Origin of the sequence: Jeotgalibacillus alimentarius (assembly GCF_000829445.1) — a bacterium.
Taxonomy (GTDB): Bacteria; Bacillota; Bacilli; order Bacillales; family Jeotgalibacillaceae; genus Jeotgalibacillus; species Jeotgalibacillus alimentarius.
In genome coordinates, this window is sequence record NZ_JXRQ01000029.1 from 90,847 (window position 1) to 111,501 (window position 20,655).

The following is a 20,655-nucleotide window of genomic DNA, read 5'->3' on the forward strand; positions in this document are numbered from 1 at the left end:
TTTTTGTTTACGAATAAACCATTAGGGAAGGACATATATGTTACGATCAGATCAGTATATTGAGAGGGGTTGCAGGATGAAAGCAGATAAATGGCAGAAAACAGTGGATTCACCTGAGGAGCATACGATCACAGGTGACGTAAGAATTTTAAAAGACATGGACGTCCCGCAATTGGATACGACCAAAAATATATCGATTTACCTGCCACCAGGCTATGAGGAAAGTGATAAACGTTATCCAGTTTTGTACATGCATGATGGACAAAACGTATTTGATAAGGCAACGTCTAATGGTGAAGAATAGGGCGTTGACGAATCACTTGAAAAGCTGAGCAGTCAGAGTGAATCATACGAAGCGATTGTGGTGGCAGTTGACCACGGTGAAACTGAGCTTAACAATGAATACAATGTACATATCAACCTCGAACATCATTTTGGCGGTAAAGGAAAGGATTACTTAACATTCCTGACAGACACATTAAAGCCGTGGATTGATGAAACATTCAGAACACAACCTGAACCGGAGTATACATTGATTGGCGGGAGTTCTTTTGGCGCCTATATTTCACTCTATGCAGGTGTTGTACGTCCTGATGTCTTCGGGAAAGTTATGGCCTTTTCACTGATGGTCTGGCAGGATGAGCATACACTCAAAGATTTGATCGGTGAAACTGATGTGAGTTCACTTACGAAGGTTTATCTGAATATTGGTGATACCGAAGACAAAAGCCCACGTGGTGCAAAGCTGCTGGTGAATTACGTGAAAGATATTCATGAAGCGCTCCTGTCAAACGGTTTTCCTGAAGAACGGCTGCGCTTTGATATCATTGAAGGCGGCAAACACAATGAAGCTACATGGAAAGAAACATTCCCTGAAGCTTTCAAGTGGATCATCACATAAAAATAAAGCAGGCATCTGCCTGCTTCTTAACTTTTCTTTAACCTGCCGACTCTCATGGCAGTCATACAATCTTTGCATAATGGCTCGTAAAGCGTTTTTGATCCGTTTTTACCGCCTGGACGCTCAGCTTTGATGATAAATTCATCATAAAGCTTCATTTGCTGATTGCATCCACTGCACCTCAACCTGTTGGAAAAACCGCCCATTCTCTCATCCTCAACTCAAAAAATTGTCTTACCATACTATTCATTCCCTAAACACCCCTACTCATAACGTAAAAAATTATATTTTTTTCAAAAATGGGAAAGTTATTTCTATAGGAGGGTGATTATGATGACTGATGATACGAAAAATGATTCCGTCGAACAGCGTATGAAAAAAGAACAGGGACAGGATATTGAGCCTCAGCGCGATCCGGAAAAGCCGGCTCACACGAAAACTGCTAAAGGAAATATGTAGTGAAGAAGAGTCTGCAGAGACTCTTTTTTTATTGGTTAAGTCCCGGTTTGCGATGTGGTCTGTGTTATGCAGCAATCATTTTGAATGTCACTGCAACAAATCGTGATTTCACTACACCTGCGAGCCGTTTTACTGCAACAAAACCGGGTGTATCATACACCAGAAACGAAAAACACGACAGCTGATACCCAAAACACTGCAACTGATGTCTACGCCTCGCGATGCAGCCACTTCTTATTATCGCTACACTTGCCTCATAACACGGCTGACTAGATTTAACCTTACCCTTTTTCATAAACAAGGACATTCGCGGTGTGCAAATGGGCATTCATTTGCTAAAATTAGACATTAGCACTGCGGTTTGTCGAATGATCCGCACATTGAATTGAAGAAAGGAAGACCCTTTCATGGCGTTCTTTTTACTTTTAGCACTGGCCAGTATTCCATTATTCCTGGCGATTTCGCTATTATTTTACTCAAGAGCTGTTAATACAAAATCGTTTTCTGTTTTTCTATTGTTAATTTCGCTCTGGCAAATGGGCATTGCCGTTTTATACAGTCAGGACGTCTTTTCTATTACAGTTATTGACTGGTTATTCAGGCTGTTCAGAGCCGGTCCGGTCTTTTTGATGCCGATGATGTATTGTCTTGGCATTGTTATGGTAAAGCAAAACATTGAACTCTCATCCTACAGGAAATTGTTTAAATTCAGGGGATTTCTCCTGTTGCTCGGATTCAGTCTGGCTGTGTATGTGATTAATTTTACAAGCGCCGGTATCAACGGCTATGAATTTGTGCAGGACGGTATGTATTCTCCTGAACACCTGATGCCACTTTATGGTGCGTTGAATATAACATTCACGATCAATACGCTGCTGGTTATAACAAATACCATTCTATTTGTCATTGTGGCAAGACGGATTAAAAGCCGTTCTGTCCGGATTTTCCACCTGCAGATCAGTATTGGTGCAATATTTATCTTTCTCAATGGTGTACTAAGCGCCTTCAGTCCGCTTCCACTATATTTTTCAAGTTTCAATTCAATCATTATTGCCATTTTGCTCTTCTTAAGCTACGTGCGCATGCAATCTGTCATGCTGCTGAAGGCAAATTCAAACCTGTCTCAGCAGCGTACACTGCTCGAAAAGATTATGGATATTAATCCAAATTATCTGGCAGTCATTGATCGAAACGATCGTATTATCAGGCTGAACGATTCAATCTGCAGGCTGCTGTCGATTTCTAAAGACCAGATGATCCAGCAGGACCTCTCGACGCTTCTATCTATACGCGAACTGAACCCTGTTGAAGACAAAATGCTGACACGTACAGGGGAGACCCTTTACATTAAGTGGAGTTATGAAATACTCGAACTTGATAACCGGGAATCTTATACACTTTTTATTGGTGTTGACTACACTGAACAAAAGCAAAACGAGCAACTCCTGCTCGACTCTGAAAAGTCCAAGGTCGTTGGTGAACTCGCAGCAAGTATTGCCCATGAGATCCGCAACCCGCTGACTACAGTCAGAGGTTTAATTCAGCTTGCGAAAGAAAAATCAGAAGATCCGAAGCTTGAAAATATCATTCTTGATGAAATTGACCGGATCGTGGAAGTACTGAAAGAGCTCCTTCTGCTGGCACGTCCGGAAGCAAAAAATGAGCGTGAAGGACAGAGTGAAATTATCAATGTGATAGAGGAACTCGAAAATATTCACTTTCTCTATCAGTCTGTTTCGATCAGGGAAAACAAGTTTATCTCTATCGAAAATCTTTTAACGGCTAATGGTTTGATTGATATTCAAAAATCCCACTTCAAGCAGATCATGATCAACTTTATTAAAAACAGTCTTGAGGCTACGTCACCCGAAAACAAAATTAAAATAAAAGTTGATAGTGACGGTAAACATATCAGAATCAGAATCATCGATAACGGCAAAGGTATTATGAAATCACGACTCTCAAGAATCGGTGAACCTTACTACACAACCAAGGAAAAAGGAACAGGGATCGGTATGGCCGTCTGTTTCAAACTGATCAAGGAAAATAGCGGTGATGTTAAAGTGAACAGCAAAACAGGCTGGGGAACCAAGATTACTGTCACTTTCCCAAAGGCTTCTGCACTGACCGGAGAAGCTGTGGAACCCCTATTCAGAAGAGACAAATCCATTTAACAGATTTGTCTCTTTTTCACCCGGTGTATACATCTTCTTTTGCATAACGGATCTTATCCGGCTTAATTGCTGCTAATGAAAAGGCCAGCGTAATCGGACCAACTCTTCCAAGAAACATTAAAACGATGATAATCAATTTTCCCGGCGCACTAAGATCTGCAGTAATCCCCATGGAGAGTCCGACTGTACCAAATGCAGAAAACACCTCGAATGCCACTTCTAAAAATGACAGCTCTGGATCAGTGATAGTCAGCCCGAGTAAGCATATAAAAATCGTGATAAAGCCTGCAAATGTAATTGCAAAAGCACGCATCACAATGTTATTCCTGATCGTCCGGCCAAATACTGAGACCTCACTTTTATGCTGCAGGTAAGTCACAAATGTCAGGATAATAATAATCGCCGTTGTCAGTTTGATACCACTCCCGGTTGATCCACTTCCAGCACCGATAAACATCAGCACCATCATAAATAATACTGACGACCCCTCCATACTTCCGATATCGACGGTATTAAAGCCCGCTGTTCTCGTCGTGACGCCCTGAAAATAAGAGGCCCATAGTTTTTCTGATAAAGGCAGATTTCCTATTGTTGCGGCATTACTATATTCAGAGAAAAAGATAAACAATAGCGCAATCACATTCACCACAAGTGTTCCGATGATCATCAGCTTTGAATGAAGCGACAGTTTGTTAAACTGAGGCTTACGATATATATCTACAAGCACGGTGAAACCGAGTCCCCCCAATATAAAAAGTCCTGTAATAACCAGATTGATCACTGGATCTCCTACATAGCCCATCAGATTATCCGACCATAGCGAGAAACCCGCATTGTTAAATGCAGAGATCGAGTGGAATAAGCTGACGTGCAGCCCCTCTGTCCATCCATATTCCGGCACCCATACTGTAGCGAGCAAAACGACTCCCGCAAGTTCAATAATCAGCGAAAAGATAAACAAAGACAGAACGAGTCTGACAATACCGCCAATTGAAGTCTGACTTAGCGCTTCCTGAATCAGCAATCTCTCTTTCAGCGTAATTTTTCTTCTCAAAAAAAGAATAATTAGAACTGCAAAAGTCATAAATCCAAGTCCACCCACTTGAATCAATACCATAATCACAGCTTCGCCAAAAAGCGTGAACACTGTGCCTGTATCCACTACCGCCAGACCAGTCACCGTTGTAGCTGAAGCGGCAGTAAAAACTGCATCCATCCAGGATATCTTATCAACCGTTGAGACCGGCAGCATTAATAGCAGGGTGCCAATCAAAATCGTGATCCCAAAACCAGTCATCAAAAACTGTGGCGGCGATAACTTCACCCTTTTTATTTTCATGACGACTCCTCAATTCCACTATATTGACGTAAAATTACTCCTCAATCCATGTATTGTCAATAGGAGGGAATTGGAATAATTTTTCTGTCACGTCATAAAAAAGACCCCCCAATGGACAATGGGAGGCCAAGCTAGCAAAAACTAGCAAAAAGGTGATGTCGTCATGGTTCATAAAACCGTTGACTGTTTTTTCTATACCCGAATTTTTAAAGGTGAAAACAGTGATTTGGGGTGGGTGGCACATTGGGGACGGAGGTTAAAGTGTCATCTCATGACACTTTAACCTCCGTCCCCAACAATGTCATGCCCTACTCCCCAAATACCGTCACAAACCGGCTAAAACTCTCAATAAATTTATCAATCTGCTTTGCTGTGCTTTCGTCTGTCAGCCGGCCGGTTTCAGGGTCTATTTTGGTCTGGTAGCGGCTGGCGATGATTTTGGGATTAGTCATGATATTGGCGTTCATGTTGGTCAGAGTCTGACGCAGTTGCATTTGTGAGAGTGCAGTTCCGACGTTGCCGTTTGACGCGCCGGCAATTGCAACTGGCAGGTTCTTAATTGAAAATTCTTCCGGTGAGCGCGAAGCCCAGTCAAGTGCATTTTTCAAACCGCCAGGCATTCCTGCGTTATACTCAGGTGTCACAATGAGCACACCGTCTGCTTCCTTTAATTTTTTGCGGAACGATTTCACTGACTCCGGGTCTCCTGCTGCTTCAATATCTTCATTAAATAATGGAAGTTTCCCGATCTCCGCTTCTTTTACATGCCACTTTCCTTCTGATTGCTTGATGATTTCATGTAACAACTTGCGATTGAGAGAATCTTTGCGTAAGCTGCCGCACATTGCCACAATTCGCTTTGGTTCCATAAGCACATCCCTTTCAACCAATGTATTTCCTACTATTTTAACTGACTTTAGAGCAGGTTACATGTTTGAATGCTGTTCAGCAGTGGTGTGCTCCTGTTGCTGGTCCCTGTTCATCAGATATAGTATGCCGCTGATTCCGGCTGCTGAGATAAACATAGCGATCAAAAACCATAATGAATCAAAGTATACGAACCCTGCTAAACCGAATAGTAAAAGAATGATGGCAGGGAGCTCCATATTCTTATCATCTTTTGTAAGAAGTGAACCTCCAAATGTGATCAGCAGGCCCAGCAGCGCAATCTGTAACACTCTATGTAAGGTAAAGTCCGAATTCAACTGCAGGAAAGGTCCAATCACAGTCGCAACAACACCGCCGATCGTTTGCAGCGTTCTACCGATTTTTTTCATCAAATCCCCCGTTTTTTATCCTGATCTATACAGGTAAATCATACCATTATAAGCGGTTTTTTCAATAATCAGTTTTCAATTCTTCAGAACGGGTAAATCTGGAAATAGACTCGTTTTTAATTCTGCCACGGCCCATTTCATCATATTCTGGAGGTTTTAACATGAAAGCAGTCACGTTTCAGGGAACGAAGAAGATGAAAGTAAAAGAAGTACCGGATGCCAAGCTGCAGGAAAGAGATGATATTTTAGTCCGGATTACATCAACCGCCATATGCGGGTCAGATCTGCACATTTATCAGGGAGCTCTCCCTGCTCATAAGGATTACGTCATCGGTCATGAACCGATGGGAATCGTTGAAGAAGTCGGTCCTGAAGTAACAAGCGTACAAAAAGGGGACCGCGTCGTGATTCCGTTCAATATTTCATGCGGTGAATGCTACTTCTGTAAAAACGATTATGAAAGTCAGTGTGATAACTCCAATCCGAACCCGTCACTTGATACAGGCGGTTACTTCGGATTTACAGAGCGTTACGGAAACCATCCGGGCGGTCAGGCTGAATACCTGCGCGTTCCTTATGGTAATTTCATGCCGCTGAAAATTCCTGAATCAGTTGAACTTGAAGATGAAGCACTGCTTTTCATGTCTGATGTGCTGCCAACAGCGCTTTGGAGCGTTGAAAATGCAGGTGTTAAAAAAGGAAGTACAGTTGCAGTCCTCGGGTGTGGCCCGATCGGCCTGATGGCACAGAAATTTGCATGGATGAAAGGCGCAAGCCGTGTCATTGCAGTAGATAACCTTTCTTACAGATTATTCAAAGCACAAAAAATGAACAACGTTGAAGTCGTGAACTTTGATAACTTTGAAGATGCAGGTGAACATATCAGAGAAATCACGCAGGGCGGCGTTGATATCGTCATTGACTGCGTTGGAATGGATGGTAAGAAGTCAGCGGTTGAGGAGATCGGTCAGAAGCTCAGCCTTACCGGAGGAACAATCAGTGCCATTGAAATCGGCATGAAAGCCATCCGCAAGTTCGGAACGATGCAGCTGACCGGGGTATACGGTTCGATGTATCACGGCTTCCCTCTCGGTAATATGTTCGAGCGCAACATAGAAATTAAAATGGGACAGGCTCCTGTCGTACATTACATGCCACGACTCTTTGACATGATCCAAAACGGCGAATTTGACCCAACCGAAATCGTCACACACCGCATGAAAATGGATCAGGCCGAAGAAGCCTATCAGATTTTTAATGATCATGAAGATGAATGTATTAAAGTTGTGCTGAAGCCTTAATATGAATTTTTGAAAGCCTGTATGCCGGGATGGTATGCAGGCTTTTTTTAGGGGGCACAGCAGGAACGGAGCTTAGTGAGTCACTTTTGTAGTAATTCTAATTTCAGCACAATAACCTCCGTCCCCGCTGTGTCGCTTTTAGTCAAAGCAACCTTTATTAATCCCTCACAAAAAAGTTGCACTAAGCAAAGTTTTATCATATAGTGTCATTAGAATGATTTTAATCTAAAGGAGAATGCTTGATGGATGGTGCAGTTTTATATGCGTTTTTGCTGACGTTGTTTGCGGGACTCGCAACTGGTGTGGGCAGTATGTTTGCTTTTTTTGCGAAGCGGACGAATACAGCGTTTTTATCGATTGCGCTTGGCTTTTCAGCTGGTGTGATGATTTATGTTTCGTTCATCGAGATCTTTCCTAAAGCATTGGATGAACTAACATCTGTACACGGAGATCAGCCGGGTACATTGTTTACAGTGATTGCATTTTTTTCAGGGATGCTATTAATCGGTTTGATTGATAAATTAATCCCGACTGTCGGAAATCCCCATGAATCAAAGTTTGTTGAATCTGCACAGGACCCTGAAGGCGGTGAAACTGTAGCTGCCAAAGCTACGAAGAAAGCGACGCTCAGTAAAAGTGCAGCATTACGGTTGCGGAAAATGGGTGTGTTCATGGCGCTTGCGATCGCCATTCATAACTTTCCCGAGGGTCTTGCGACGTTTATCTCAGCACTCGATGATCCGGCTGTCGGACTTGCGATCGCCATTGCAATTGCACTTCATAATATTCCTGAAGGGATCGCTGTATCTGTACCGATTTATTATGCAACCGGCTCCCGGAGAAAGGCTTTTAAGCTGTCATTTTTATCAGGGCTGGCTGAACCGGCGGGAGCACTGATCGGCTTTTTGATTCTAATGCCGTTTCTTACGGATACAATGTTCGGACTCGTGTTCTCAGCAGTTGGAGGCATCATGGTTTTCATCTCGCTTGACGGCCTTTTACCTGCAGCGCGCGAATACGGAAAAGCGCACCATGCGATGTACGGAATGGTCGCAGGTATGATCGTGATGGCATCAAGTTTAATATTATTAATGTGAAAAAATCCTGCATGCTGATTGACAGCATGCAGGATTTTTAAACGGGCTTCATTTCATAGCCATTTGTTTTCATGAGATGCTGCAATGCGCTTCTGAAGGTTGAAAATGATTGGATCCGGATGTCTTTCAGTACACCTGAAAGTACCATTTCCCTTGCAAAAAGAGGAGAAAAACCAACGAAAATCGTTTTAGCTCCCATCAGCTTAACAGCGCCAACGAGGTCCTTCATCTTAGCAGCAATCAGCTGATAATCCGAGACATCAACATGGTTAATATTCGTCCCTGTCAAATCAATCAGTACATTTTCTACTTCTCCGTCCTCAAGGAACCTTACGATCGTTTCAACCACATGTTCAAACCGCTCCTCAGTTAAACCGCCAGTCAGCGGTACGAGAATGGTATGTGGCACAATAGATGGAATAATTGGTGCAGATAATTCCTTTATATATGATTCATATCGCTCAACTTTTTGATTCAGCTTCACAATCTCTTCTTTTAAACTTTCAATTTTTTCGGACATAAGAGTTCCCCTTTTTCTAATCAGGCATAATGGTTCTTTCATTCATTATACCCCTGTTTCAACAGACGGTAACCTGGGAGCTCATAAAATGAATTACGCAGTGAAGGCTTTGATTTCTTTTGATAGCTGTTCAAGGCCGCCTGTCATCTCTTCAAGCTGTTTGGCAAGTGTGAGAGAATCAGTTGCTGCCGCGAGTTGTTCTTCTGACATCGATGCCAGTTCTTCAGAGAGCAGGTTTCCTTTTTCAGCAGTAATGATTGAGTGCTCCAATGTTGAACGGATGATCGATTCCTGGCTGGCAATCTGTTCTGACAGTGCGATGATCCCTGCAATACTCTGCTGAATTTTCATAGAAGTCTGTTGAATTTGTGAGAACGCCTCATTTGTCTGAAGCATATCTTTTTCACTTTCAGTAATCAGCGCCCTTTCCTCACCGGCAGCTGTTTTAACGTGCGCCATTCTGGTCAGGATCTCTTTTACCGCTTCGTCAATCTGATCAGCTGTCCGGTCAGAATCACCGGCAAGCTTTCTGACTTCAGCAGCCACCACTGCAAATCCTTTTCCACTTTCACCTGCTCTCGCTGCTTCAATCGAAGCATTGAGTGCAAGCAGGTTAGTCTGGTCCGTAATGGATTTGATCATGCCTGTAAAGCCTGTGATCCGGTTGAACTCCGATTCAAACTGATTCAGTTCATTTTCCATATTTCCAGACAGTTCTGAGACATGACGGAACTTCTCAGCTGTATTGGCAATCAGTGTTTGTCCATTCTGCACTTCTTCTGCAGCGATTGATGTCTGCTGCTTCCATTCAGACGCCTGTGTTTCAAGTGTTTCTGAGATTTTGTTCAGGTTCTGGATTTCCTGGAGACCTTTTTGATTCTGCAGATACAGACTCTCTGCGTCCTCCTGCCAGTTTTGCAGAGTTGAAGCAGTTTCATGATTTACCTTTTGAGACTGCTCAGAGCCTGCAACTACCCCTGAGGAAACTTCCTGCATCGCGTACACACTATCTGACAGCTGGCTGATGATCTGTGAAAAGTATCGGTCACTCTCCTGCTTCTCTTCCTGGTGCACTTTTGCATGATGATTCTTATTGACTACCAGAGCGATGTTCGCAGCTGAAGTCAGGACCAGAAACACCGCATGAATCAGCAGCAGTGCAAACCCGTAATCAGTCGTTCCGCACAGCAGAACCGGATAGAGAAAGTAACCGCCAAGATGATGAGCTGCAAAAATGGCTGTACTGAGGATAATCATCGAGACAGATGCAAAATAGGCAATCAGAGCAATCACCATGAAAATTGAAAAGTGATACTCGACCCACCCATCTCCTGCAGCAATAATAAACATAGAGCCTAAAGTCAGAGACAAGGTTACGAATAATTTAAACAACATATGATTTTCATCTTTTCTATATTGAACAACAGCTGCAATAAACGTAATCAACATCAAACTGCCAATCGCAAAGAACACAAATTGATCAGAAGTGTTCCTCCCACCGGACCTGAGCAATTGCGCAGCTGACTGATTCAGTTGAAAAAACTCGTGAACACCCCAGACAATGACACCAATTAAAATCGTGATCAGGTTAAAAATAAGCATCAACCTGTTTCCATTTAAACTTTTCATTTATACCTCCGAAAATTGTGATTTTAGTCTTATATTAATACCCACAACTTTCGAATCACAAAACATTGAATGTGTTTTGGGTCTGCAGAAGCAGGTGTGACGCTAAAACCCATTCACGCATCCCCTTTCAGCACCCGCTCGCCCTTCTCTAAAATCTCTTTCTTCTTATCCGGATCCCCTTTTTGCCACTGTTTATAAACCAGTCCCAAACGGTGATTGTTGCCGAGCTGTTCTGCATGGCGGTCCAGGAAGTGCCAGTATAATGAGTTAAATGGACAAGCGTCTTCTTCAGTCTGATGGTTCACGTTATATTTGCAGGAGCTGCAGTAGTTACTCATTTTGTTGATGTACTTACCAGAAGCAATATATGGTTTAGTAGATAGCAGACCTCCGTCTGCATACAGTGCCATCCCCAGAACGTTCGGCAGCACGACCCAGTCATGAGCATCTATATACATTTCATTGAACCAGTCTGAGGTCTGCTGTGGCGCCAGCCCAAATAAGGTGGCGTAGTTCCCAATGACCATCAGCCGCTGGATGTGATGATTATAACCATGCTCGACAACCGGCCGGATCGCTTCGTGCATACAATTCATATCTGTTTTAGCATCCCAGAAAAACGTAGGCAGGTCGCGCTGATGATCAAATGTATTGGTATCGCGATACTCCGGCATCTTCTTCAAATAAATTCCCCGCATATACTCACGCCATCCGATCATCTGGCGGATAAATCCTTCCGCAGAATTAATCGGCACCTCTCCACTGTGATAGGCCTCCTCTGCTTTTCTGACCACTTCCATTGGTGTCAGTAAGCCGATATTGATTGAAGAGGACAGCAGTGAATGGGACATGAAGTCATTGCCTTCAAGCATGGCATCCTGGTAGGTTCCGAAGGTTTCAAGTCTCTCTTTCATAAATTGATTCAGTGCCTGCAGCGCTTCTTTTCGCGTAACCGGCCATCTGAATGGCTTCAGCTCACCGGGATTGTCTGCGAACTGTTCTTCCACCTTTTCCATCACCTGCTTTGTGATATCATCCGGCCTGAACGACCGTGCTTTTGCAAATGTGATATCTTCTTTGGCGGATTTGCGATTCTCCTGATCAAACGACCATTTCCCACCAACCGGGTCGCCATCTTCTGTCAGAATGTCAAAACGCTTGCGCATTCTTCTGTAAAAGGGATCCATCTTCCATGGGCCGTCACCCTTTAATTCACTTTTTATTTCCTCAGCAGACAGTAAAAAAAGCGGCCGGGCATCCAGCACCTCAACATCAATGCCGGACAGCGACTTCTCCCATTTCTTCATTGCCTGCGTCATACGGTAATCAGTATGAACAGTATAGTAAACCTGATCAGGATTAAATTCCTTCACATGCTCTTTCCACGCATCCTCAAAAGAATCTGCTTCCCGGTAGTCCACATGAAATCCTTTATCCTCAAGCTCAGCTGCAAAGTGTCTCATTGCAGAGAAAATCAGTACTAACTTTTGCTTATGATATGACTGCCACATTGACCGTGACTGCGCCTCAATCATCAAAAATACGTCCTCCTGGTCTGCTTCCTTTATAATCGGCAGCTCGTGACACAATTGATTCCCAAAAATCCAGCGTGTAGCCATGGGATCACCTCCTGATATTGTTATACCCTTTTTGCGGTGGGGCGAGACGGGAAGCGGCATACCTCCGTCCCGGCAATACACATTAAAAAAGCGCCACTCCTATGATTGGAGTGGCGCTGTATCATGTTATTCTGTGTCTTTTTTCCACTCATCCTGTTCGATCAGCATTTTACCCGGCCATGTGTATGCAAGAATGCCGCCGTCTGCTTTGATGTCCTCACCAGTTACATAAGAACTGTCATCTGAAGCAAGGAACAGCGCAACTGTAGCCATTTCACGGGGATCTCCAAGTCTGCCGAGTGGCGTGATCCACTTATTAGCTTCACGGAACGCTTCACCCATTTTTTCCTGTTTTGAACCTACTAATTCATCAACTAGCGGTGTCTCAATTGTTCCAGGCGAGATAGAATTCACGCGTATGCCGTTACGGGCGTAGTCAATCGCAGTTGCTTTCGTAAAGTTAATAATGCCGCCTTTTGCAGCATTGTACCCTGAGCGGTCAAGATCTGCCGCATGTCCTGACATGGATCCGTTATTAATGATAGATCCGCCATTATCAAGCATCAGCGGAATAATGAATTTACTCATTAGAAATGTTCCGCGCAGATCCACTGCAATGATGCGGTCAAATAATTCAATCGGATACTCGTGCACCTTACCGCCCTGCTGATCGACACCTGCATTATTAAACAGCACATCAACAGTCTGATACGCCTCTTTTATCTGATCAGCAAATGCCTTAACACTATTTTCATCAGATACATCCACTTCATAAGCAACAGCCTGTCCACCGTTATTCTTAATCTCATTTACAACCTGATCAAGCTTGTCTTTATTCACATCAGCAAGCACTGTCACAGCGCCCTGCTCTGCAAATACATGTGCGGTAGCTTCACCGATTCCAGTTGCGGCTCCTGTGATGATAGCTGTTTTATTTTCTAATCTCTTCATTGTAAAACCTCCCGTTATTTGTATATACAGGAAGTTCCCTTTTGATGATATGCTAAACATGCATATGTACAATTTCCCATATTATGATACACTTGCCAGCAACAAATTAAATGAAAGGATGAATAGTAAATGAAGGTTTTACAGCTTGCGGCTAAAATTGCTGCAACCATTGGTCTTGTGAATGTCGGATTCTTGATTTTCGGGAAAGGCTGGCTATTGCCAGAATCACTTATTATGCTTTTGATCGCCCTAATGTCGCTTACGACTGGAGTCGAATTATATGCAGATCAGGAACGTGGTAATAAATCGGCTTACGCTTATATTTCCCTAAGCGGATTGATCGTGTTTTCAGTGGGATGGATGGCAGTAAAAAATCTAACTGCTTAGTTCAACATTCTTTCTAACCGCCTCTCCAAGCTGTCTGATTGCGGCCCTGCCCCCATAGCTGCCATGACTCAGACCGTTGTTGTCCACGCCCCCGCCAAGTGCCAGAAATTGCTCAGATGGTTTGAAGTGCAAACCAATCACTTCAGCTCCAAATTCCTCACTGTAGCCAGTCTGAAAACGGGCAGCCGGATATCCTTCAATTTCATTCACCACCCCAAGCTGTGTTCCCGGATAAAACCGTTGAAATCGTTCGCAGTGTTCTCTACCAAGTATTAGAATCCTGCCAGGAGACAAAAATCGAATCGTGTCAGATAACAACGACCTGACTTCCTGCGAATTCGCCACTGATTCCCTACCTCTGATCTGTCCCATCTGTTTTAAAGTCGGTATAGGAAAGAAATCTATATGTACAACAGGACTTAGATTCATGTCCTTATAGAACGAATAACCAAGTCCATTCAAAAATCCTTCAAGCTTCGCCCCGTCACGTTTACCGAACCAGCCGCTATAGACGGTGTCCCGCTCAAAATAAGTCTGATAGTGCTGAATCGTCTCAAAGAGCGCCTGTTCATTACCCCGGTATTGATACAGACTGACACCCTCTTCCCTCACAAAAAAACGTGACTTTTCATCAGCAAGCAGACTTCCGTCAGTCGCCACAAACTCCTTAGAAGAAGGGTTTGTTCCAATTGTCACCAGCGAACCCGGACTGCGGCGGCCAAACCATACAACCGGAATCGAACGGTCCATCACCTGATCAGCAAATACAGTGCTTTTTAAACTCTCCTGGAAATTAACTGCTTTTTGAATGAGGCTGACTGCTTCTTGAAGTTCGTGTTCAGATAATCCGGTTGAGTTCATCATTAACATCCCTTCTATTTATGAAACACTCTTCATGTACACAAATAAACCAGTCCTATTTTTTCCTATTCCTTTTTGTTCTCTTTTTTTTCTTCTTTTCCTTAATCGGCTTAATTGGCGGACGATCCATATTCCTGAAAAATGTACGTTTTTGATAGGGCAGCTCTTTCGCACGGTCCGCCATATACATCTCGACAAGAGGAAAGAAAGATTCAGGTTCGTCAGGGAATACCTCTACTTCAAAATTAATTATGGACTTTGCTTCATGTTCTTCAGGACTTGGTAACTCAGGATGATCTGCGTAGTGGGCAAACAGCTCCACTTTTCCATTTGTTTTCTGTCGGATATCAAATAAGTAAGTATAACCATGCGCAAGCATTTCGCGTAGCTTCTCCGCATCCAATTGATCGTAGTAGCGCGCAAGTAGCAGAGCCTTATGAAAATGCGTGCCTGCCAATTCATATTCTTCTGCATCAAATAACAGCATTGCAATCGTATAGTGTGTTTCAAGCTGGGTTGGATCGACTTTAATAGCCTGTTCAAACGCACACATGGCAAGGTCGTGTCTGCCGCCTGCATGATAAAGATTGCCAAGCCTGTTCCATATAAATCCGTCATCATGACTTGCTTTAATCTTCCTAAGTAAATGTGCTTCACCATCAGTTGCATAGGTGTGTCTTGAGCCGTCTGATAAATATAACTCACCAAACCCTCTGCCTCCGCTTGCCATGCTCATTATACCTTTCATAAAGACATCACCCTGCATATCAGTAGAAAGGATCCAATTGCCGGCATCGTTACATGACTTGCATCTGAAGTAACCAGTCATTTGAATATAAGACTCTATATCAGCGTCTTCAGAAAACCTGTCATGATTAATCAGGATTTCTCCCGCATCATAAATTCCCTTTTTTCCGCAGGATTTACAGGTAAAGGAATGTCTATTAACTGGATGCAAATACTCCATCTTAGATAAGTGACTAGCAATCAGTTTTGTATACTTTCCCGGAAGCTGTTCCTTCTCATTCTTTTCTATGTTCAATAATTCTAAAAGCATCGGATTACATTGAATATCCATATGAGACCTCCTGAATACAAATAGTTAGTTTATTTTACCATCTGGATAAGAGGGATTCTAACAGTTAAGGTTTTATACATCATTTAACTGAAAAAAAGACAGCGAGCCTATATTAGTACACATTATTTCTCATGCTATAATAGACATAATAAAGGAGGGGATCAAATGAGCTATGAGGTTGAATCGAGAGAACGAATACTAGATCAGCTTCGGCAGATTGTTCAGACAAACATGAATTCCGAACCGGTTCAGGTTTATCTGTTTGGCTCTTGGGCCCGTCATGAAGAAAAGCGCAGCTCTGATATAGATCTGGCAATAAACTCGCTTTCTCCCCTATCTACTTCTAAATGGAACCGGTTAATTGAAGACATCGAAGAATCAACTATTCCTTATACAGTTGATATTGTAGACCTGGCACACGCTAACCCTATATTAGTCCAACAGGTGAAGGAGGAAGGTATTCTGTGGAAAGATTATACCACCGGCTGAAATCTGCCGAAAAAGCGCTTGATTCATTTGAACAACTGGCCCTCCTCAAACAAATGACTGATATCGAAAGAGACGCTGCAATTCAAAGGTTTGAGTTTTCCTTCGAAGCAGCCTGGAAAGCAGCAAAACAATTTTTTATGACATTGAAGGAATTGACTCCGCATCACCAAAAGGAGTCATAAGAAGCTGCCGTGAATTTGGACTTTTAGATGCAGAAGAAACAGAACTTTCATTAAAGATGGTTAACGACCGTAACCTGACAGTACACACTTATAATGAAGAAGTCGCAACTAAAATACAGTCTAATCTGGAAGTGTATTACCCTTCGGAAATGGGTACAGCAAATCCGTGCTAAAGCAGAAAAAAAAAGTCCGATAAGTGACGAATTTTTCATTCGTCACTTATCGGACTTTTTTATTAGGGCCGCATTAATATTACAAATAGCAACCCTGTCCCCGACGTGTACATTTCATGTCACTTAACCTCCATCCCCACTGTGTCGACTAAACAATTCTTGCCAAACCATCACGTTACACTGTATACTTTTCTTACTTTGATTTGCGAGAGGACGATGAGTATTTTGGGAAGGCGCTAATACGAATTGGAACGGTTGCGAAGCGCAGTGGGCTTTCAACCCGGACGATTGATTATTATACACAGATGGGCCTTTTGGCTTTTGAACGGTCAGATTCGAATTACCGGTTATATCCGGAGTCTGTCCTGGAAACACTGAGGGAGATTCAGTCGTTAAAAGACCGGCGGATGACGCTGGATGAGATTAAGGCGTTTATGGATGTGAAGCCTGTATCGAAAAGCCCGGCACTCGAAGAAGTAAATGCAGAGATTGTTCATCTGGAGCAAAAGATTTTATCGCTTAAAGAGGAGCTTGAAACAGCTGCCCCTGAAGAGAAGCATTATATAAAAGAAGAGATTCAGTTCAAAATGATCCCGCTGCTTCAGCTAATGACAACATTACTCAGTTAAAAATCTCGGAGGTGAATCCCCTTTTTCAGGGGAACTTATTGGATAGTATATTGATTTTAAATCTTGGCCTTGTAGCTGTACTGATTGGATTGACGGCCTTTTTTGTCGGGTCTGAGTTTGCGGTGGTAAAGGTGAGAATGTCGCGTGTTGACCAGCTGATTGCTGAAGGAAATAAGACGGCACCGATTGTGAAAAAACTGGTGACGGACCTGGACTATTATCTATCAGCGTGTCAACTCGGTATAACCGTAACTGCGCTTGGCCTTGGCTGGCTTGGTGAGCCGACTGTTGAAAAGATTCTGCACCCTGTGTTTGACAGCTTTGGTGTCCCTGCTGCGATGTCGACGATTGTGTCGTTCGCTGTAGCATTCGCACTGGTGACGTTTTTACACGTGGTCATTGGTGAACTTGCACCTAAGACACTGGCGATTCAGTTTGCAGAAAGAATGACATTGCTGCTGGCCCGCCCGCTTTACTGGTTTGGGAAAGTCATGTTCCCTGCGATCTGGACATTGAATGGTTCAGCACGTCTGTTACTGCGCGCATTTGGTGTGCAGCCGGCAGGACATGAGCAGGCACACTCAGAAGAAGAGCTGAAAATCATTATGGCACAAAGCTTCAAGAGCGGTGAAATCAATGAAACTGAGCTTTCATTTATGGAAAACATTTTTGCTTTTGACGAAAGTGTTGCAAAAGATATCATGGTACCCCGCGTACAGATGGAAACTCTTGATATCAACATGACAACCGATGAAATGCTCAGCATTATTGACGAGCACCAATACACGCGTTTTCCTGTAACGACTGATAACGATAAAGATCATATTATCGGCTTTATTAACGTGAAGGAAATGCTGACTAATATCGTGCGTGACCGTTCACACAAAATTTCGGATACACTGCATGAGATTGTGCTGCTTCCTGAACAGACACCGCTTCAGGATGCGATGCTGAAAATGCAGCTTGAACGCGTCCATATGGCGCTGATTATTGATGATCACGGCGGAACATCAGGGCTGCTAACGCTTGAGGATATCCTTGAAGAAATCGTTGGTGAGATCCGTGATGAATTCGACGAGGATGAACGCAATGATATTGAAGAAATCAGTGAACTGGCATACTGCGTGAATGGCCGCGTTCTGCTGGATGAGCTAGAGGAACGGTTTGGCGTGGAGTTTGAAGGCGCTGAAGATGTCGATACGATTGCCGGCTGGGTGCTTCATAAGAAAAATGAAGTGTCAGAAGGCGACCGGATTCCGAGTGATGAAAAGCATATCTGGACAGTTGAAGAAATGGATAATCATCAGATTTTGAGAGTTCGCCTGGATGTCCAGGGAGCCGAGGCTTAACATGAGACCATGACCCCGTACGGCATGCTGTGCAGGGTTTTGTGTACTGGGGCGGTCTGAGAACCTTCTTGAATGTGTGAAAATCACAATACAAAAAGCTGATGATGTGAAACCTGAAGAAGAGTCTTAAAAGGGGCTGCTGCTTTTGCAGTCCTTTTGTTATATAACGCTTAACCAATAATTATCAGAGGTGAGTACATATGGCATTTGTCTGGTTTGTTCTGGCTGCAATCGTTACTGTGTATGCAGCGATGAAACTCTCAACGTACGCTGATGTGATCAGTACGAAAACAGCAATGGGCGGTCTGCTCGTTGGTACGCTTTTACTTGCAGGAGCTACTTCTCTTCCTGAGGTGACAACGAGTCTCTCGGCTGTGTTAATCGGAAATAATGATATCGCAATTGGAAATGTGCTTGGATCAAATTTATTTAACGTTTTTATTCTTGCCTGCTTTGACCTTTACTACAGAAAGAAAAAGCTCTTTTTACAGGCAAGTAATGACCATCTATACACCGCAGGGCTTGGCTTATTGCTGACACTGCTTGTGATGGTCGCTTTAACATTACGGATTGATTATACGATTTTAGGAATGGGGATTGATTCAATTCTCATTGTAATCATTTATATTGCCGGGATCTCTATGATCGGACGCTTATCCAAGTCAGATCAGCCTTCACTTCCACAGTCAGAAGAACCTACCGCACATACGGCAGCATCTTCAGAATTTACGATGTCAGTGAAACACGCGGTAATCGGTTTTATTATTGCAGCGATTGTGATCATGGGTGCAGGTACAGTGCTGTCAATTATGGGCGATCAGATCGCAGTGATTACAGGACTTGGCTCAAGCTTTGTTGGAAGCTTTCTTGTGGCTGCGACGACGTCACTTCCTGAAGCAGTATCAGTCCTAGTTGCATTGCGACTGAAAAATATTAACCTTGCGATGGGATCGATTCTCGGAAGTAATATTTTTAACATGCTGATCCTTGCAGGGTCTGACCTGGTTTACCGTGAAGGTGCTATTATTACTACGGTATCAGATTCTCATCTGACAACAGCGATTGGTGTAACAATCCTGTCAGTCATTGCAATTTGGGCTGTACTGATGAAGAAAGCGACTTCTATGTTCAAATACATGCTTCCTTCGATTCTGGTCGTACTTGTGTATTTCATATCATCTTATCTGATTTTTATGAATAGCTGATAACTTGAACCCTGGATTAAAACACCAGGGTTTTTGTGTACACGGCGGGGGACATATTTTCTGTAAATGTGGGAAAACTATCAGATAGGATAGTGATGCCTGAGGGCGATTCTGCATAAGGAAGTGATATCATATGGCGTTCGTCTGGTTTTTATTTGCTGCAGTGGTGACAATCTATGCCGCGATGAAACTGTCTACATACGCTGATGTGATCAGTACAAAAACAGGGATGGGTGGTTTGCTGGTAGGCACACTTCTGCTTGCAGGTGCAACTTCTCTGCCGGAAGTGACCACAAGTTTTTCAGCCGTATTAATTGGAAACAATGATATCGCGATCGGAAATCTGCTTGGTTCAAATTTATTCAATGTTTTTATACTTGCCTGTTTCGATCTTTATTTCAGAAAGAAACAACTCTTTTTACAGGCCAGTAATGATCACTTATACACTGCAGGAATTCTGTTGCAGCAGCAGGGCATACACATGGCGGACAAATCAGCGTTCCCTTCACACCTCACTGGTCGTACATGACGCTCTTTAAAGGAGAAGAAGTACATGCTGATGGTTGGACAGAAACAGACTTCGGTCAGAGTGGCAACAGTCTTTATGTCAATCCGGGAATCGGATTCAGTGATGTGCCGCTCCGGTTTGCTACACCTCCGGAAGTGACTTATTTTGAATTGAAAGAGGTGGAATAGAGATTTTATGAGAGGCACAGCAGGGACGGAGTTAAGTGTGCCACTTTTTGAATGGTTATAAAAACAGCACAGCACGTTCGGTCCCCTGTTGTGCCGTCTAAAAAACTAAAACAAAAGCCCCTGCAATCACAGGAGCCCTACACATTACTTATTCGCGTTATTTTTAAAGTTGCCAATACCATCCTGAATATCGCCTTTTGTTTTGTCTTTTTTACCTTCTGCCTGCATATTCGGATCGTTTTTTGCGTTGCCTACCTGGTCTTTTGTTTCGCCTTTGACTTTGTTTACTGCGCCTTTGATTTTGTCGCTCATACCTTTATCAGCCATGTTTATCACTCC

At 43.2% G+C, this 20,655-nt stretch carries 24 protein-coding genes and 2 pseudogenes; 14 read left to right on the forward strand and 12 right to left on the reverse strand.

Going from position 1 to position 20,655, the window contains the following annotated elements:
• Nucleotides 1–157 precede the first annotated feature (157 nt).
• A pseudogene (locus KP77_RS15365) lies at nucleotides 158–901 on the forward strand (alpha/beta hydrolase).
• A 26-nt stretch (nucleotides 902–927) separates the two neighbouring features.
• Here the strand turns inward: KP77_RS15365 and KP77_RS18565 are convergent.
• Nucleotides 928–1,059, reverse strand: a complete 132-nt coding sequence (locus KP77_RS18565; protein ID WP_268747478.1) for a hypothetical protein — start codon at nucleotides 1,057–1,059, stop codon at nucleotides 928–930.
• Between the two features lie 172 nt (nucleotides 1,060–1,231).
• Here KP77_RS18565 and KP77_RS15370 point away from each other — a divergent pair, with 172 nt between their 5' ends.
• Nucleotides 1,232–1,360 carry a hypothetical protein gene (locus KP77_RS15370; RefSeq protein WP_041123632.1) on the forward strand — a complete coding sequence of 43 codons (129 nt, stop codon included), beginning with the start codon at nucleotides 1,232–1,234 and terminating at the stop codon, nucleotides 1,358–1,360.
• 64 nt (nucleotides 1,361–1,424) lie between these two features.
• Here the strand turns inward: KP77_RS15370 and KP77_RS18245 are convergent, their stop codons facing one another.
• The gene (locus tag KP77_RS18245; RefSeq protein WP_160289542.1) at nucleotides 1,425–1,562 is read right to left on the reverse strand and encodes a hypothetical protein; all 138 of its coding nucleotides are present in this window, start codon (nucleotides 1,560–1,562) and stop codon (nucleotides 1,425–1,427) included.
• 205 nt (nucleotides 1,563–1,767) lie between these two features.
• Here KP77_RS18245 and KP77_RS15375 point away from each other — a divergent pair, with 205 nt between their 5' ends.
• Nucleotides 1,768–3,534: a PAS domain-containing sensor histidine kinase gene (locus KP77_RS15375; RefSeq protein WP_041123633.1), complete on the forward strand. Its 1,767-nt coding sequence runs from the start codon at nucleotides 1,768–1,770 to the stop codon at nucleotides 3,532–3,534.
• A gap of 16 nt (nucleotides 3,535–3,550) precedes the next feature.
• Here KP77_RS15375 and KP77_RS15380 read toward each other — a convergent pair whose 3' ends face one another.
• From KP77_RS15380 to KP77_RS15390, 3 genes are all read right to left on the reverse strand, one after another.
• Nucleotides 3,551–4,873: a TrkH family potassium uptake protein gene (locus KP77_RS15380; RefSeq protein WP_041123634.1), complete on the reverse strand. Its 1,323-nt coding sequence runs from the start codon at nucleotides 4,871–4,873 to the stop codon at nucleotides 3,551–3,553.
• 308 nt (nucleotides 4,874–5,181) lie between these two features.
• Nucleotides 5,182–5,742: an NADPH-dependent FMN reductase gene (locus tag KP77_RS15385; protein WP_041123635.1), complete on the reverse strand. Its 561-nt coding sequence runs from the start codon at nucleotides 5,740–5,742 to the stop codon at nucleotides 5,182–5,184.
• Nucleotides 5,743–5,799: 57 nt separating this feature from the next.
• A complete protein-coding gene (locus tag KP77_RS15390) occupies nucleotides 5,800–6,150 on the reverse strand; it encodes a hypothetical protein (RefSeq protein ID WP_041123636.1) in 351 nt (116 codons plus the stop codon).
• A 161-nt stretch (nucleotides 6,151–6,311) separates the two neighbouring features.
• Between KP77_RS15390 and KP77_RS15395 the strand changes: the two genes are divergently transcribed.
• Nucleotides 6,312–7,451, forward strand: a complete 1,140-nt coding sequence (locus KP77_RS15395; protein WP_041123637.1) for a zinc-dependent alcohol dehydrogenase — start codon at nucleotides 6,312–6,314, stop codon at nucleotides 7,449–7,451.
• 242 nt (nucleotides 7,452–7,693) lie between these two features.
• Nucleotides 7,694–8,548 carry a zinc transporter ZupT gene (gene zupT / locus KP77_RS15400; RefSeq protein ID WP_041123638.1) on the forward strand — a complete coding sequence of 285 codons (855 nt, stop codon included), beginning with the start codon at nucleotides 7,694–7,696 and terminating at the stop codon, nucleotides 8,546–8,548.
• A 37-nt stretch (nucleotides 8,549–8,585) separates the two neighbouring features.
• On the opposite strand, the gene KP77_RS15405 is transcribed toward zupT, so the two are convergent.
• From KP77_RS15405 to KP77_RS15420, 4 genes are all read right to left on the reverse strand, one after another.
• Nucleotides 8,586–9,068, reverse strand: coding sequence for an STAS domain-containing protein (locus KP77_RS15405; RefSeq protein WP_041123639.1), 483 nt, complete (start codon nucleotides 9,066–9,068; stop codon nucleotides 8,586–8,588).
• A gap of 93 nt (nucleotides 9,069–9,161) precedes the next feature.
• Nucleotides 9,162–10,697 carry a methyl-accepting chemotaxis protein gene (locus KP77_RS17695; protein ID WP_052474326.1) on the reverse strand — a complete coding sequence of 512 codons (1,536 nt, stop codon included), beginning with the start codon at nucleotides 10,695–10,697 and terminating at the stop codon, nucleotides 9,162–9,164.
• A 113-nt stretch (nucleotides 10,698–10,810) separates the two neighbouring features.
• Nucleotides 10,811–12,316 (reverse strand): cryptochrome/photolyase family protein, encoded by a 1,506-nt coding sequence (locus tag KP77_RS15415; protein ID WP_041123640.1) that lies wholly within the window; start codon nucleotides 12,314–12,316, stop codon nucleotides 10,811–10,813.
• Between the two features lie 126 nt (nucleotides 12,317–12,442).
• Nucleotides 12,443–13,267, reverse strand: a complete 825-nt coding sequence (locus tag KP77_RS15420) for an SDR family oxidoreductase (RefSeq protein ID WP_041123641.1) — start codon at nucleotides 13,265–13,267, stop codon at nucleotides 12,443–12,445.
• 129 nt (nucleotides 13,268–13,396) lie between these two features.
• Between KP77_RS15420 and KP77_RS15425 the strand changes: the two genes are divergently transcribed.
• Nucleotides 13,397–13,654: a hypothetical protein gene (locus tag KP77_RS15425; protein ID WP_041123642.1), complete on the forward strand. Its 258-nt coding sequence runs from the start codon at nucleotides 13,397–13,399 to the stop codon at nucleotides 13,652–13,654.
• Here the strand turns inward: KP77_RS15425 and KP77_RS15430 are convergent.
• Nucleotides 13,643–14,518: a hypothetical protein gene (locus KP77_RS15430; protein WP_052474329.1), complete on the reverse strand. Its 876-nt coding sequence runs from the start codon at nucleotides 14,516–14,518 to the stop codon at nucleotides 13,643–13,645. The genes KP77_RS15425 and KP77_RS15430 overlap by 12 nt on opposite strands.
• A gap of 52 nt (nucleotides 14,519–14,570) precedes the next feature.
• Nucleotides 14,571–15,593 (reverse strand): tetratricopeptide repeat protein, encoded by a 1,023-nt coding sequence (locus tag KP77_RS15435; protein ID WP_041123643.1) that lies wholly within the window; start codon nucleotides 15,591–15,593, stop codon nucleotides 14,571–14,573.
• A gap of 165 nt (nucleotides 15,594–15,758) precedes the next feature.
• Between KP77_RS15435 and KP77_RS15440 the strand changes: the two genes are divergently transcribed.
• From KP77_RS15440 to KP77_RS18250, 8 genes and pseudogenes are all read left to right on the forward strand, one after another.
• Nucleotides 15,759–16,082 (forward strand): nucleotidyltransferase family protein, encoded by a 324-nt coding sequence (locus tag KP77_RS15440; RefSeq protein WP_041123644.1) that lies wholly within the window; start codon nucleotides 15,759–15,761, stop codon nucleotides 16,080–16,082.
• Nucleotides 16,058–16,264 (forward strand): nucleotidyltransferase substrate binding protein, encoded by a 207-nt coding sequence (locus KP77_RS18345; protein WP_052474331.1) that lies wholly within the window; start codon nucleotides 16,058–16,060, stop codon nucleotides 16,262–16,264. Before KP77_RS15440 ends, KP77_RS18345 begins: the two co-directional genes overlap by 25 nt.
• Entirely contained in the window at nucleotides 16,261–16,437 is a 177-nt protein-coding gene (locus KP77_RS18660; RefSeq protein WP_407637939.1) for a nucleotidyltransferase substrate binding protein, read from the forward strand. Before KP77_RS18345 ends, KP77_RS18660 begins: the two co-directional genes overlap by 4 nt.
• Before the next feature lie 203 nt (nucleotides 16,438–16,640).
• Nucleotides 16,641–17,066, forward strand: coding sequence for a MerR family transcriptional regulator (locus KP77_RS15450; protein ID WP_052474334.1), 426 nt, complete (start codon nucleotides 16,641–16,643; stop codon nucleotides 17,064–17,066).
• A gap of 38 nt (nucleotides 17,067–17,104) precedes the next feature.
• On the forward strand, nucleotides 17,105–18,415 hold the full coding sequence (locus KP77_RS15455; protein ID WP_041123645.1) for a hemolysin family protein: 1,311 nt from the start codon (nucleotides 17,105–17,107) through the stop codon (nucleotides 18,413–18,415).
• A 200-nt stretch (nucleotides 18,416–18,615) separates the two neighbouring features.
• Nucleotides 18,616–19,620 carry a sodium:calcium antiporter gene (locus tag KP77_RS15460; protein ID WP_041123646.1) on the forward strand — a complete coding sequence of 335 codons (1,005 nt, stop codon included), beginning with the start codon at nucleotides 18,616–18,618 and terminating at the stop codon, nucleotides 19,618–19,620.
• Nucleotides 19,621–19,753: 133 nt separating this feature from the next.
• Nucleotides 19,754–20,077 (forward strand): annotated as a pseudogene (locus KP77_RS15465) (sodium:calcium antiporter); the annotation flags it as partial.
• A 68-nt stretch (nucleotides 20,078–20,145) separates the two neighbouring features.
• Entirely contained in the window at nucleotides 20,146–20,316 is a 171-nt protein-coding gene (locus tag KP77_RS18250; RefSeq protein ID WP_160289543.1) for a hypothetical protein, read from the forward strand.
• 144 nt (nucleotides 20,317–20,460) lie between these two features.
• On the opposite strand, the gene KP77_RS15470 is transcribed toward KP77_RS18250, so the two are convergent.
• A complete protein-coding gene (locus KP77_RS15470) occupies nucleotides 20,461–20,643 on the reverse strand; it encodes a CsbD family protein (RefSeq protein ID WP_041123648.1) in 183 nt (60 codons plus the stop codon).
• Between the last annotated feature and the right edge of the window lie 12 nt (nucleotides 20,644–20,655).